This window comes from Mucilaginibacter sp., assembly GCF_041663085.1.
In the GTDB taxonomy this organism is placed as follows: Bacteria; Bacteroidota; Bacteroidia; order Sphingobacteriales; family Sphingobacteriaceae; genus Mucilaginibacter.
The window spans coordinates 13,232-26,513 of record NZ_JBAZRC010000019.1; the positions used below are offsets into that span (position 1 = coordinate 13,232).

At 44.8% G+C, this 13,282-nt stretch carries 13 protein-coding genes; 9 read left to right on the forward strand and 4 right to left on the reverse strand.

The window, feature by feature from the left end:
• The first annotated feature begins 157 nt into the window (after positions 1 to 157).
• Positions 158 to 706 (forward strand): fasciclin domain-containing protein, encoded by a 549-nt coding sequence (locus tag WC615_RS06440; protein ID WP_372977296.1) that lies wholly within the window; start codon positions 158 to 160, stop codon positions 704 to 706.
• Between the two features lie 270 nt (positions 707 to 976).
• Positions 977 to 1,858 carry a cupin-like domain-containing protein gene (locus WC615_RS06445; RefSeq protein WP_191173596.1) on the forward strand — a complete coding sequence of 294 codons (882 nt, stop codon included), beginning with the start codon at positions 977 to 979 and terminating at the stop codon, positions 1,856 to 1,858.
• Between the two features lie 31 nt (positions 1,859 to 1,889).
• Here WC615_RS06445 and WC615_RS06450 read toward each other — a convergent pair whose 3' ends face one another.
• On the reverse strand, positions 1,890 to 3,371 hold the full coding sequence (locus WC615_RS06450; RefSeq protein WP_372977297.1) for a PAS domain-containing protein: 1,482 nt from the start codon (positions 3,369 to 3,371) through the stop codon (positions 1,890 to 1,892).
• A gap of 270 nt (positions 3,372 to 3,641) precedes the next feature.
• Between WC615_RS06450 and WC615_RS06455 the strand changes: the two genes are divergently transcribed.
• The 3 genes from WC615_RS06455 to WC615_RS06465 are packed head-to-tail and all read left to right on the forward strand — an operon-like array spanning position 3,642 to position 5,986.
• Positions 3,642 to 4,187 carry a GNAT family N-acetyltransferase gene (locus WC615_RS06455; RefSeq protein ID WP_372977298.1) on the forward strand — a complete coding sequence of 182 codons (546 nt, stop codon included), beginning with the start codon at positions 3,642 to 3,644 and terminating at the stop codon, positions 4,185 to 4,187.
• 26 nt (positions 4,188 to 4,213) lie between these two features.
• Entirely contained in the window at positions 4,214 to 5,359 is a 1,146-nt protein-coding gene (locus WC615_RS06460) for a M20 family metallo-hydrolase (RefSeq protein WP_372977299.1), read from the forward strand.
• A 12-nt stretch (positions 5,360 to 5,371) separates the two neighbouring features.
• A complete protein-coding gene (locus WC615_RS06465) occupies positions 5,372 to 5,986 on the forward strand; it encodes a hypothetical protein (RefSeq protein WP_372977300.1) in 615 nt (204 codons plus the stop codon).
• 73 nt (positions 5,987 to 6,059) lie between these two features.
• Here the strand turns inward: WC615_RS06465 and WC615_RS06470 are convergent, their stop codons facing one another.
• From WC615_RS06470 to WC615_RS06480, 3 genes are all read right to left on the reverse strand, one after another.
• Complete coding sequence (locus tag WC615_RS06470; RefSeq protein WP_372977301.1) at positions 6,060 to 7,163, reverse strand: NADH:flavin oxidoreductase; 1,104 nt, start codon at positions 7,161 to 7,163, stop codon at positions 6,060 to 6,062.
• Between the two features lie 15 nt (positions 7,164 to 7,178).
• Positions 7,179 to 7,478, reverse strand: coding sequence for an ArsR/SmtB family transcription factor (locus WC615_RS06475; protein ID WP_372977302.1), 300 nt, complete (start codon positions 7,476 to 7,478; stop codon positions 7,179 to 7,181).
• A gap of 122 nt (positions 7,479 to 7,600) precedes the next feature.
• Complete coding sequence (locus WC615_RS06480) at positions 7,601 to 8,020, reverse strand: DUF4440 domain-containing protein (protein WP_372977303.1); 420 nt, start codon at positions 8,018 to 8,020, stop codon at positions 7,601 to 7,603.
• A gap of 224 nt (positions 8,021 to 8,244) precedes the next feature.
• Between WC615_RS06480 and WC615_RS06485 the strand changes: the two genes are divergently transcribed.
• The 4 genes from WC615_RS06485 to WC615_RS06500 all read left to right on the forward strand — a co-directional run bounded on the left by WC615_RS06485 (position 8,245) and on the right by WC615_RS06500 (position 13,216).
• Positions 8,245 to 9,129 (forward strand): carbohydrate kinase, encoded by an 885-nt coding sequence (locus WC615_RS06485; protein ID WP_372977304.1) that lies wholly within the window; start codon positions 8,245 to 8,247, stop codon positions 9,127 to 9,129.
• 105 nt (positions 9,130 to 9,234) lie between these two features.
• Positions 9,235 to 10,335 (forward strand): VWA domain-containing protein, encoded by a 1,101-nt coding sequence (locus WC615_RS06490; protein WP_191173592.1) that lies wholly within the window; start codon positions 9,235 to 9,237, stop codon positions 10,333 to 10,335.
• 88 nt (positions 10,336 to 10,423) lie between these two features.
• Positions 10,424 to 11,926, forward strand: coding sequence for a sigma 54-interacting transcriptional regulator (locus WC615_RS06495; RefSeq protein WP_372977305.1), 1,503 nt, complete (start codon positions 10,424 to 10,426; stop codon positions 11,924 to 11,926).
• A gap of 27 nt (positions 11,927 to 11,953) precedes the next feature.
• On the forward strand, positions 11,954 to 13,216 hold the full coding sequence (locus WC615_RS06500) for a metallophosphoesterase (protein ID WP_372977306.1): 1,263 nt from the start codon (positions 11,954 to 11,956) through the stop codon (positions 13,214 to 13,216).
• The last annotated feature ends 66 nt before the right edge of the window (positions 13,217 to 13,282 follow it).

The following is a 13,282-nucleotide window of genomic DNA, read 5'->3' on the forward strand; positions in this document are numbered from 1 at the left end:
TCTTTACGCGCAGCGAAGAGAGGACTAACAATCGTAAGATTAAATCGCCAGGCAACCAACCATGTTATAGCGTTTTGTTGTTGGAATTATGCCCGCCTTTGAAAACCGTGATTAAAATTACGGCGTATCTTCTTTCAAATAACACACCTTAAAAAACATGAAAAAATTAATTATCGCGGCGTTTGCATTAGCAGCTATTGCAATTGCCCCAAATGCAAATGCACAAACAAAAATGGTAGGTGGCGCAGCCATGTACCCAACAAAAAACATTGTTGAAAATGCCGTAAACTCAAAAGACCACACCACACTGGTTGCAGCTGTTAAACAAGCCGGCCTGGTAGAAACTTTAGAGTCGGCCGGCCCGTTCACCGTATTTGCACCCACCAATGCAGCTTTTGATAAACTGCCAAAAGGGACTGTTGAAACCTTATTAAAACCAGAGAACAAAGCAACACTTACCAAAATTTTAACTTACCATGTAGTTAGCGGTAAATGGAGCGCAGCACAATTAATGGCCAAAATTAAAGCCGGTAACGGTACTGCCGAACTAAAAACCGTTAGCGGTGGCATTTTAAAAGCCATGGTAAAAGGTGGTAAAATTTATTTGGTTGACGAAAAAGGCGGCAAAAGCTGGGTAACCATTGCCGATGTTAACCAAAGCAATGGTGTTATACACGTAGTAAATGCAGTGTTAATGCCTAACTAAAGTAGAAATAGCGGTTGCAGCGCACTTTTTGCTGTTGCCACTAAATATTATTCTACCTAATTAAGCAAAGCCCGGTTGCAGAAGCGCCGGGCTTGTTTTTTGTTAAAAAACAGCATAAAATACTTTTTATCATATTTTATTTAAAGAAGCTTAATTTTGTCCTTACAATTGAATAACGCAACGTTAATCTGTAAAAGGTTTTTATTGTGTTATTTTGATAACTTTTAGGTAACAATTACGTCTATTACATATAATAACGACTTGTAAAACATGAGCTTTATACTACACCCCATAGATACAGTAGAAAATATCAGCCCCGAGGATTTTAAGAAAAACTACCTTGACCCGCGCCGCCCCCTGGTTATTAAAGGCATGACCAAAAGCTGGCCCGCCCGCGATAAATGGACGCCCGAGTACCTGAAAGAAGTGGTTGGCAAAAAAGTAGTGCCTTTGTACGATAACTCAAAAGCCGATCCGTCAAAACCTATCAACTCATCAGCAGCCGAAATGCCTTTTGATGAATACATCGACCTGATAAAATCACAGCCTACCGAGCTACGTATATTTTTCTTTAACATATTTAAGCAAGCGCCACAACTGCTGGATGACATCGTATTCCCGAAAGATTTGATGGGCGGTTTCCTGGAGAGCATGCCGTCTATGTTTTTCGGTGGATCGAACTCGGTTACCTTTTTACATTACGATATCGACCTTCCGCATATATTCCACACCCACTTTGGCGGCCGCAAGCATGTAATATTATTCGAGAATAAATGGAAACGCCGTTTATATTGTATCCCTAACGCCACCTACGCTTTAGAAGATTATGATGTATTAAACCCCGATACCAAAAAATTCCCGGCCCTTGATGGTGTGGAAGGCACCGAAGTGTTTTTAGAGCATGGCGATACCTTATTTATGCCTACCGGCTACTGGCATTGGATGAAATATATAGATGGCTCCTACTCGTTAAGCTTACGCGCCTGGGATGCTTCTATCACCCGTAAAGCTGCCAGCGTATATAACCTGGCTGTAAAAGGCGGTATAGACAGTTTGCTTAAAATGGCTTTTAAAGAAAAATATGCCAGGTATCGCGAAGATCTTGCAATTAAATGGGCAAACAGGGAACTGGCAGCAGGCAAACCGTATTAGTACGATAAGAACATCCGTACGCAGAACAGCCTCAATTGGTTTGTTCTGCTTTTTTATTAATACGCTTTACCTGTTCATCAAGTTCATACGCAGAGGTTAACAGGTGGTTTAGTAACTCTATCTTTTCCGGGTCGCTTTCGGGGGCATCTTTAATTAATTCGATCAGTGCCATGATCCTGGTTAGCGGTGAGCGGATCATATGCGATTGCATCCAGGCAATATCAAGCAATTTTCGGTTTTGTTGCTCAATAGCCTGCATCTGGATAACTGTTTCGGTAATATCCAAACAGGCGCCTATCATTTCTACAGGAGCACCCTGCGCATCCGTTTTCAGCTTAGCCCATGATCGCAGGTAGCGTATATCTCCGTTTGGGCGAATAACCTTTTCTTCAAATTCGGTACCTTCCCCACTTTGCAAAACGTTTTCAATGATCTGGCGTACCCGGGCCCGGTCTTCGGGGTGCAGCAGTGCCTGGTAACCGGCAAATGTCGCCTTAAAATCTTGCGGGTTAAGGCCATAGATGATATACAGCGTGGGCGACCAGCTAACAACATCCTGCTGCACATCCCAACGCCAGTTGCCAAAGTGTGCCAGCTCCTGGCTCTGCAGCATCAGCAAATTGGTTTCGCTGATGATCTCTGTCTTCCCGCGGTTCTCCATAATTATCCGCAACAGGGCGGTGGCCTTTTCCATCACCTGCAGTTCTTCTCCCGTGGGGGTTTTGGTTTCCTGGTAATACATGGCCAGCGTAGCCATCACTTCACCATCAGCATCTATCACCGGGTTTGACCAGCAGGCTCTTAATTGATGCTTTAGGGCTAACAACCGGTACTTCGCCCACCTATCATCAGTTTCTATATCACTTACAATAACCTGTTGCCCGCTTGCCGCTGCTGATCCGCATGAACCCTCATGCTCACCTACAGGCACGCCTGTAATACCGTTCATATACTCAACAGGCAGCGAAGGTGACACTCCGTTTACCATACGCCCGTTTTCTATCCTGTGAATAGAGCATTGCATTTGCGGGAACAGCGCTTCCAACCCCTGCAAATAGTTAAACAGCACGTTATTAAGAGGCACGGTAATATCTGAATTGAGCTTAAGTACGTCACGTTCCAGGCGTTCAAGCGCCTTTAACCTTTCGGCAACAGTATTATCCAGCATAATGCCCCCTAACAGGCATACACCATTATCACACCCGAGCAGCGAAACATTATCTTTTATCCATATGACCTGGCCATCGGCCCGTATTATCCGGTACTCCAGCGTACGGCTTTTAACGCCCCCATCTTTTAACTCCAGATAGTCATTTATCACATGCAGGTCTTCCGGATGTATACATGTTTTCCAAAACCCCGGCCGATCCAGCCAATCTTCAGGCGAAAAACCTGTTATATGCTGTACGCGGCCGGTAATAAAGGTAAACTGTTGCATCCCGGTATCTGCCTGCCACACTATCCCTTCAATAGATTGCAAGAGGGTGTATAACTGCTCCGGGTTGTTTTTCATTGCCGTTAGGTTTAACAAGAATGTTTTTACTAAAAATAAGGTTTTTTTTATATAATTAAAAAACGATGAGCCAACCCTGCCAAAATGAAAAACCAACATTTCAAATCGGTATGCTTATATACTCTGTTTAAAAGTTAAAAAATAAATAATTGGCTTTTAAAGTGCCTATAAAGCCCTTTTAAGGGTTTTAGTATAACAGGCATTCTTTTGGCGACCATGCATAATTGAAACCGGGACCATAAAAATCCCCGGCGAATAAATTATATTAAAATGGACGACGGACGAATAATTGTAAGGTTAGCGCAGCCTTCAGACAACGTTTACGCGCAGCAAATATCAGACGAAACAGAACGTTCTGCCATAGCCCGCGGCTCGGGCATCTCAAAAAGATCGGTAACATCTATCATCGAAAAAATAAACGCCGGCAAGGCCATCATGGCTGTATCTGATGGCGGCAAGTGGGTGGGGTTCTCCTACTTTGATGTATGGGACCAGGGCAAATTCATATCAAACAGCGGGTTGATCGTATCGCCCCAATACCGGCAAAACGGCGTGGCTGCCCAAATAAAAGAACAGGTTTTTAACCTTTGCCGCGAGAAATACCCCGAATCGCTTGTGTTCTCTATCACATCGGGCCTGGCCATCATGAAACTCAACACCCGCCTGGGTTTTGAGCCCGTAACCTACTCGGAAATAACCCACGACGAAACCTTTTGGGAAGGCTGCAAAAGCTGTGTAAACTACGATGTACTTAACAGCAAAAACAAATGCAATTGCCTTTGTACCGCTATGCTTTTCGACCCTTCAAAAAACTAACATCTACCCAAACAAAACTAATAACTATGGCATACCAAACAATAAGCCAACACCCTGCTGATGAAAGCCGGCACATTAATGTTTTAGCTACAGATGCGCTCTTCCTGTTAAAGCAGCTCATCGCTACCCCATCGCCAAGCGGGGAAGAAAACACCACGGCAGGCCTCATAGAAAACTTCATTAAAACCCGGGGCATTAAAACCCACCGGCTGCATAACAACATCTGGGCTTATAATAAATATTACAATGCGGGCAACCCCACCATCCTGCTTAACTCCCATCACGATACCGTAAAACCCAACGAGGGCTACACTCGCGACCCGTTCCGTGCAGACATCATAGGCGACAAACTTTATGGACTGGGCAGTAACGACGCAGGTGGTTGCCTGGTATCGTTACTGGCGGTTTTTACCTATTTTTATAATACCCCTAACCTTGCATACAACCTGTGTTTCGCGGCAACTGCCGAAGAAGAGAACTCGGGCCAAAAGGGATTGAAAGCAATACTTCCCGAAATTGGCCCCATTGATTTTGCCATAGTTGGAGAGCCCACCCAAATGCATCTGGCCATTGCCGAAATGGGCAATATGGTGCTTGATTGTACCGCCTACGGAATTGCCGGGCATGCCGCCCGTAACGAAGGTGATAACGCCTTATATAAAGCCCTAACAGATATCCAATGGTTCTCTACCTACTGCTTCCCAAAACAATCGGCATTTATGGGGCCGGTAAAAATGACGGTTACGCAAATAAATGCAGGGCTGCAGCATAACATCATCCCTCATGAATGCCATTTTACGGTTGATGTACGCCTGAGCGATTGTTACTCGCCCCAGGAAGTATTAGCCATCATCAAAGCAAATACCACATGCGCAATTAACCCAAGGGATGGTGTTTTAAAAGCATCAAGTATAGACCAAATACACCCTTTGGTGAGGGCGGGCGTGGCACTGGGCCGGAAAACCTATATATCGCCAACCAGCAGCGACCAGGGCTGGTTAAATGTCCCTTCCCTAAAAATGGGCCCCGGCGATTCGGCACGCTCACACATGGCCGATGAGTTTATTTATGTGGATGAGATAAGCGAGGGTATAAACATTTACATAAACTTATTAAAAAGTATGGTGTACTGCTTATTGCACAACCCCGAAGCCGGTAAAACTTTCATATAAACCCCAATAGCTTTGGAAATAAAAAAACACAGGCCAAACCCAACCAATTTAGCGGTAGACCGCCACAAACTGGTTTTTGATGCTGATGCTAAAAAGGAGTTTCTTAACTGGTTAAAAAAACGGGAGGATAAGATCCAAAACATGCTGTTGTGGTGCAGTATTGCGGTTTTGGTTAGCTACGCCTCAGTGATGTTGGTTATTGTTAAAATTTATGCTTCACTAAATATTGGGCAACCCGTGTACCTTTTAATTTTAGCTGCCGTCATATTTTGCCTGTTTGGCTTGTTTGTAAGGTTGCAATACCATATAAACACCTATACACCCACCGGCACAAAACTGGTTATTAAAGAGTTGCTTTATTTTAAGGCGCATATAGCCCGCAGGCAAATGATATTGCTGGCCGGTTATATTGCAACCTATTCGGTATTTGTGATTGCCGCATGTGCTTTATGCTATGATGCTTTATGGGGTGCGCAAACAATACTGAGGGTTACCGCTCCTGTGAGTATCTTAATATATGCGGCTGGTTTATTCCTGCTGCTTAAGCTTGCCGGTAAAAGGCGCACCTATTTAAATTATATAACTACCATTGATGATAGCATAGTAAAAGGCTTTAGTAACCAATAAGCCAAATTGAAAACAAAAGCCCCCCGGCTGCTTATCCAACCGGGGGCTTTTTGTTAATACTATTCTCAGCTGATTACATTACCAATTTGCCAAGGGCTTCTTTGGTAAAACCTTCAAGTTCATCAGTGCGCCCTTCGCGGATCTTTTGTGTCCAGAATGGGTCTGCCAGTAATGGCCTGCCCACACCTACCAGGTCAAAATCCCCCCGGTCAAATCTTCTTAATAATTCGTCAAGCGAACTTGGCTGTGAGCTTTCACCGGCAAACGCGCCAAAAAAATCTCCTGTTAAACCTACCGAACCAACAGTTATAGTGGTTTTACCGGTTACATTTTTGGCCCAGCCTGCAAAGTTAAGGTCGCTGGCTTCAAACTCAGGCTCCCAAAAACGGCGTTGCGAGCAATGAAATATATCTGCACCGGCATCAGCCAAAGGGTTTAACCAGGCTTCCATTTCTTGCGGGGTTTTAGCTAATTTATTATCATAAGCCGATGGTTTAAACTGCGATAAACGGATGATGACAGCAAAATCCTCACCTACACGTTTGCGTACTTCTTTAATTACTTCTATAGCAAACCGGCTTCTCTCCGCCAGGGTTTTACCACCATAAATATCAGTACGCTGGTTGGTTGCATCCCAAAAAAACTGGTCTATCAAATAATCATGCGCACCGTGTATCTCTACGGTATCAAACCCCAAAGCTTTAGCATCTGCCGCTGCCTGGCCATAAGCTGCAATGGTATCGGCAATGTCCGTTTCGGTCATGGTTTTACCATTGCTGTTGCCCGGCCTGTTTAAACCCGATGGGCCTTCGAACGGTTGGGACGGTACCCAACCCGAAGCGTGGTTATCCATAATACCCATGTGCCATATTTGCGGGCCCATAGCGCCCCCTTCAGCGTGTACGCCATCAATAACATTCTTCCATCCTGCTAAAGCATCGGCACCATAAAAATGCGGTACATTGGCATCGTTTGATGATGCTACGCGGTTGATGACCGTACCTTCAGACAAGATCAACCCGGCCTCGCCTTCGGCACGTTTGCTGTAATAAGCTGCAACATCTGCCGTTGGCACACCGTTGGGCGAAAAAGAACGCGTCATCGGTGCCATTACAATGCGGTTTTTAATATTTAATGATTTCAGGTTGAACGGCCTGAATAAACTATCTGTGTTCATATATATTCTGATTGATTAAATTTCTGATTGAATAAGCTGACTTAAAGCGGCAAAGGTTTCTTCATTACGCTTGTAGTAAGTCCACTGCCCTGCACGGGTTGATGTTACCAAACCTGCGCGCTGCAGGCTGGTTAAATATTCGGACACGGTAGATTGGGTAAGCCCCGCTTTTTGGTGAATCTGGCCAACGCAAACCCCATTTTCGAAGCCATTTTCCTTTTGCTCGGGAAAATGCAGTTCGGGGTCTTTAAGCCAGTTGAGTATCTGTAGCCTTGTTTTGTTTGAGAGTGCTTTGAAAATTTCTACCTGATCCATACCACAAAGATATATCGACTTTTCCCGATATGCCTATTAATATTACGGATATGACGGTGATTTGATAAAGTGCGGATGCTTAAAGTGGTTGCATTTGAATTCGATGGAATCGTTATAAAATCTCAGGATGTATGGTCGCAAATTATCTTCCACTCCCCTTTAATCTTTCTAAACCATAAAGTAAAGTAACCACCGGGTGCATCTTTTTCGCGGGCTAGGCTCCAGGCGCCCATTACAAAAGCATCGTGTTTGCCTAACAGCTCTACCTTATCTATCCTGAAGGTTAGCTTCCCCATGGCGGCTTTATCGGGGTACCCTTTTTTGTAGTTATCAAACGTTTGCTGCCACCCGTAGGTTGGCCCCCGCTTACCGATGAACATCAGCGAGTCTGATTTCCAGTACCCTTGCATAAAACCATCTATATCACCGTTGCTCCAGGCAATTTGCTGGTTGTGCATAAGTTTTACAATGGCTTCCCTATCCTGAGAGAAGCATAAACAAGATATAAGAAGCAACAGGCAAGAGAGGATAAGCTTTTTCATAGGATAAATATATCAATCTAATCACAATTAAAGATATTTCGCTCCAAAACGCAATGTTTATTTTATCCCCTTACATGCTTTGCGCCTCTGCGTCTTTGCGTGAAATTAAAACTCAACTCATTGTTAAACAAATGTTAACAAATCGTACAGTCAATTATTATAAATTTAACATTGTTTACCATAAATCCTTTATAGCTTTACAGCCTTTAAGCGTTCCACTATATATGAAAAACAGGGTACTGTGTTTTGGAGAAGTTTTATGGGATGCCTTCGGCGATGAAAAAAAAGCCGGCGGCGCGCCAATGAATGTTGCAAGGCACCTGGTGCAGCAACACGTAGATGTAGTTTTTGCCAGCCGTGTTGGTAACGACGCATCGGGTAATGAGCTGCTTGATTTTCTGAAAAACAACGGCTTATACTCTGACCTCATACAACGTGATAATACCCTGCCTACCTGCGAGGTTACTGTTGAGCTTGACGACAAAAACCAGGCTACCTATATTATCCCCCAGCCGGTTTCATGGGATAAGATCCACCTTGACAAAAACCTGATAGAAGCAGCAAAACGCTCGTCGATCATTGTTTTTGGCAGCCTTGCCTGTCGCGAAAAAGCAACGCACGATACTTTGTTAAACCTGCTGGATGAGATAGACGCCATCAAAATATTTGATGTAAACCTGCGCCACCCGCATTACACGCTGGCAACTATCGAAACCCTTGCTGCCCGCGCCAGCGTTATTAAAATGAACGAGGAAGAAGCCGACCTGCTTATTGGCGGCGGCAGTAACGATCTTAAAAGCAAGATCACCGAGTTTCAGAAAAAGTATCATACCAAAACCATCTGTGTAACCCGTGGCGATCAGGGTGCTATCATCTGGCACGATTATGAGTTTTTTGAGCATCCGGGTTTCTGCGTAGATGTTGCTGATACCGTTGGTGCAGGCGATGCATTCCTGGCTACCTTTGTGGCAGGCCTGATAGCAAATAACCCCATCCCTAAAATATTGCTTAACGCGTGCGCTATTGGTGCTTATGTAACCAGCCAGCGTGGCGCCAACCCGGTTTACAACCGTGATGAAATTGGCCGTATCAAGAAAAGTTTGGTATAAACCCGGCTCTATTGTCATGCTTAGTTAACAATTGCGTTTAAATGGCGCGGTTTAAAACTTTTGAACTGAATAATGCGTTACTTTATACTCAAGAAAGGGTAAAATATGCGTGGTTTTGGATTTTCACAGTTTAAACCAAACCAGATCCCGAAGGGCGGATTTGAAGAATTACTAAAGTTATTCCTGGAATTGTTGAACTATACCGCCGGTGATGCCGGGGAGGCTTTGGCATGGCTTAACGAATTAGATAAGCAATACAACATCACCAATGACGATTACGGCATGGGCGATTTTATTGATGAGCTAAAGCAAAAAGGTTACCTGAACGAGGATAACCAAAGCGGCGAGTTCAATATTACAGCCAAAGCCGAGCAAAGCATTCGCCAGGCGGCGTTAGAAGAAATTTTCGGAAAGTTAAAAAAATCGGGCAAGGGCAACCACCGTTCGCCGCAAAGCGGGCAGGGCGATGAAAAAAACGCCGAACGCCGCGAATTTGAGTTTGGCGACAGCCTGGACCAGATAGACATGACGCAATCCATCCAGAATGCGCAGGTTAACCATGGCATAGGCGGCGATTTTATGATGACCGAGCGCGACCTGGAAGTAGAGGAAATGGATTACAAAACCCTTACTTCTACAGTGTTGATGATCGATATATCGCACTCCATGATCTTATACGGCGAGGACAGGATAACCCCGGCAAAAAAAGTGGCTATGGCCCTGGCCGAACTAATCCGCACCAAGTACCCTAAAGATACTTTGGATATTGTGGTTTTTGGTAACGATGCCTGGCCTATTACCCTACAGGATTTGCCTTATCTGCAGGTTGGCCCCTACCATACCAACACTTATGCAGGGCTTGAACTGGCTACCGATTTGCTGCGCCGCCGTAAAACGCACAACAAGCAAATTTTTATGATAACCGATGGTAAACCTACTTGCTTAAAGGAGGGCACCAAGTATTATAAAAACAGCATCGGGCTGGATAGGAAAGTGGTGAACAAAACGCTTAACATGGCCGCGCAGTGCAAAAGGTTAAAAATACCTATCACCACGTTTATGATAGCAAAAGACCCTTACCTGCAGCAGTTTGTACGCCAGTTTACCGAAACAAACGGCGGCAAGGCGTTCTACAGTTCGCTAAATAACCTGGGCGAATACATTTTTGAAGATTACGCCAAAAACAGAAGGAAAAACGTTAGATAGATTCAAGAAACAAGAGTAAAGAATCAAGACAAAAATCATTAATTAATCATCGGTAAATCACAAAAATCGGTGAAATCAAGAATAAGAAATGAGCAAATACTTAGATATAAAAACACTCGGCGAGCTTAAAAAAACAGGCTACAAAAGCCGTTCGGTTAAGGATGAGCTGAGGGCTAACCTGATTACACAGCTGCAAAAAAAAGAAGGCGGTTTTGAAGGCATCATCGGGTTTGAAGATACCGTTATCCCCGACCTGCAAACTGCTATCCTGTCGCGCCACAACATTTTGCTGCTGGGCTTACGTGGCCAGGCAAAAACACGTATTGCCCGCTTGCTGGTAAACCTGCTTGACGAATATGTGCCGTATATAGAAGGGTCTGAACTTTTTGACGACCCTTTGGCACCCATCAGTTGGTATGGCCACAGCACGGTTGAAAGCAAGGGCGATGATACGCCTATCGGCTGGATCCATCGCAGCGAACGTTATACCGAAAAACTGGCTACACCCGATGTTACCGTTGCCGATTTAATAGGTGATGTTGACCCGATAAAGGCCGCCACCATGAAACTCACCTACTCTGACGAGCGTGTTATCCACTTTGGTTTAATTCCACGTGCACACAGGGGCATTTTTGTGATAAACGAACTGCCCGATCTGCAGGCACGTATCCAGGTATCGTTATTCAACATTTTACAAGAGCGCGATATCCAGATCCGTGGTTTTAAACTGCGCTTACCATTGGATATTCAGTTTGTGTTTACAGCCAACCCCGAGGATTATACCAACCGTGGTTCTATAGTGACGCCGTTAAAAGACCGTATAGAAAGCCAGATATTGACGCACTACCCGCGCACGGTAGAGATCTCCCGCAAAATTACCCAGCAGGAAGCCCTGTTAAGTGATGAACAACGCGCCAATATTGAAGCCGATGGCCTGGTGAAAGACATAGTTGAGCAAATTGCTTTTGAAGCGCGTAACTCCGAATACATCGATAAAAAATCAGGGGTTTCGGCGCGTTTAACCATCTCATCATACGAAAACCTGATCAGCAATGCCGAGCGCCGCATGATCATCAACGGCGAGGCGACTACCTTCGTCCGCATTTCCGATTTTCTGGGTGTTATCCCTGCCATCACCGGTAAAATAGAGCTGGTTTACGAGGGCGAACTGGAAGGCCCGGGCAAAGTGGCCAATATCCTTATCGGCAAAGCCATAAAAACACTGTTGCTGCAGTTTTTCCCTGACCCGGAAAAGGCTAAGAAAGCAAAGGCGCCAAACCCTTATGCCGATATTGTTAACTGGTTTAGCGATGGCAACACACTGTCGCTGGTAGATGACCTTTCGTTAGTAGATTATAAAAAATCGCTGAACGCCGTGCCGGGATTAAAAGATGTAGTTAAAAAATTCCATCCACGATTAAGCGAAAACCAAACGCTACTGTTAATGGAGTTTATTTTGCACGGGTTGGCCGAGTTTTCGCAGTTGAATAAAGGTTTTCTTGATAATGGCTTTGCTTTTTCGGATATGTTTAACAGCTTGTTTAACTTAGAGCCCGATGAAGACGACCTTGACATTGACGACCGTTACTAACGCAATTATTCACCAGCTTAACACCTCATGCAGGGAAACGCCCTATACTTTATCCTGATACCACTTGTACTTTTAGCGCTTGATTATTACCTGTTAAGGGGTATAAACACCGCGTTTAAGTTTATGCGTAAAAAGTGGTTTTGGGGTTTGTATTGGTTTGGGGCGGTATTTTTAATAGCCGTTTTATTGCTGGGCATATATAGCAAAATGTCGGTAGGTGCGCGCGGTGCGTTCCTGTTCCTGTTTTTCATCACATTTATATTTAAGCTGTTTTACGCGCTGTTTATAGCTGTGGATGACGTACGCCGGTTTATTGTTTACCTATCCCGCAAAAATAAAAAACCTGCAACTGACACGGCTCATGCTACTTTTAAAGCCATGCCACGGTCGGAGTTTTTGATGAAGGCCGGGATACTGGCCGGCGCTGTGCCGCTTTACCTTATTAAGCACAACATGTCTAAAGGCTTGTATGACTATCAGGTAAAAAATGTAACCCTTTACCTGCCAAACCTGCCAAAGGCATTTGATGGAATGCGCATAGGGCAGATCTCTGATATTCACTCAGGCAGTTTCCATAGCGTGCATGATATGCATGGCGGCGTTGATATGCTGATGAACCAAAAGGCTGATGTGATATTTTTTACCGGCGATTTGGTGAACGGGCAAACATCAGAGGTGAACCGTGTGGTTGATGTATTTAAAAAAGTGCGCGCACCGCTGGGGGTATATTCTATACTGGGCAATCACGATTACGGCGACTACGGCCAATGGCCTACTCCTGCAGACAAAGACAGGAATTTTGCCGATATGATACAGGCCCACAAAACCCTTGGCTGGGACCTGCTGATTGATGAACACCGCCGTATAAAAGTTGGCAACGAAGAATTGGGTATCCTGGGTATAGGTAACTGGGGCGAAATGAGCCGTTTCCCCAAATATGGCAAAATGGAAAAAGCCGTTGTAAATACAGACGACCTGCCCGTGAAGTTGCTATTATCGCACGACCCATCGCACTGGCGGGCCGAGGTGATCCCAAAATATCCGCAGATAGATGTGATGTTTAGCGGGCATACCCATGGCATGCAGTTTGGCGTACGTACCGATGATTTTCAATGGAGCCCGATAGAATATGTTTACCAGGAATGGGCAGGTTTGTACCGCGAAAAACACCAGCAGATCTACGTAAATGTTGGCTATGGCTTTTTAGCATACCCCGGCCGGATTGGAATATTACCGGAGATTACGATGTTTACTTTAAAAACAGGGGAAGACCCGACGTTAAAAGCTTAATATTTATGCAGTCGCTATTTATACAGTCGCTCGGCTCCAGCCGGGTGACGACTATTAGGCGGCGTC

Coding starts and splice junctions, on each gene's coding strand:
- WC615_RS06440 (WP_372977296.1), top strand. CDS start 158: ATGAAAAAATTAATTATCGCGGCGTTTGCATTAGCAGCTATTGCAATT.
- WC615_RS06445 (WP_191173596.1), top strand. CDS start 977: ATGAGCTTTATACTACACCCCATAGATACAGTAGAAAATATCAGCCCC.
- WC615_RS06450 (WP_372977297.1), bottom strand. CDS start 3,371: ATGAAAAACAACCCGGAGCAGTTATACACCCTCTTGCAATCTATTGAA.
- WC615_RS06455 (WP_372977298.1), top strand. CDS start 3,642: ATGGACGACGGACGAATAATTGTAAGGTTAGCGCAGCCTTCAGACAAC.
- WC615_RS06460 (WP_372977299.1), top strand. CDS start 4,214: ATGGCATACCAAACAATAAGCCAACACCCTGCTGATGAAAGCCGGCAC.
- WC615_RS06470 (WP_372977301.1), bottom strand. CDS start 7,163: ATGAACACAGATAGTTTATTCAGGCCGTTCAACCTGAAATCATTAAAT.
- WC615_RS06475 (WP_372977302.1), bottom strand. CDS start 7,478: ATGGATCAGGTAGAAATTTTCAAAGCACTCTCAAACAAAACAAGGCTA.
- WC615_RS06480 (WP_372977303.1), bottom strand. CDS start 8,020: ATGAAAAAGCTTATCCTCTCTTGCCTGTTGCTTCTTATATCTTGTTTA.
- WC615_RS06485 (WP_372977304.1), top strand. CDS start 8,245: ATGAAAAACAGGGTACTGTGTTTTGGAGAAGTTTTATGGGATGCCTTC.
- WC615_RS06490 (WP_191173592.1), top strand. CDS start 9,235: ATGCGTGGTTTTGGATTTTCACAGTTTAAACCAAACCAGATCCCGAAG.
- WC615_RS06495 (WP_372977305.1), top strand. CDS start 10,424: ATGAGCAAATACTTAGATATAAAAACACTCGGCGAGCTTAAAAAAACA.
- WC615_RS06500 (WP_372977306.1), top strand. CDS start 11,954: ATGCAGGGAAACGCCCTATACTTTATCCTGATACCACTTGTACTTTTA.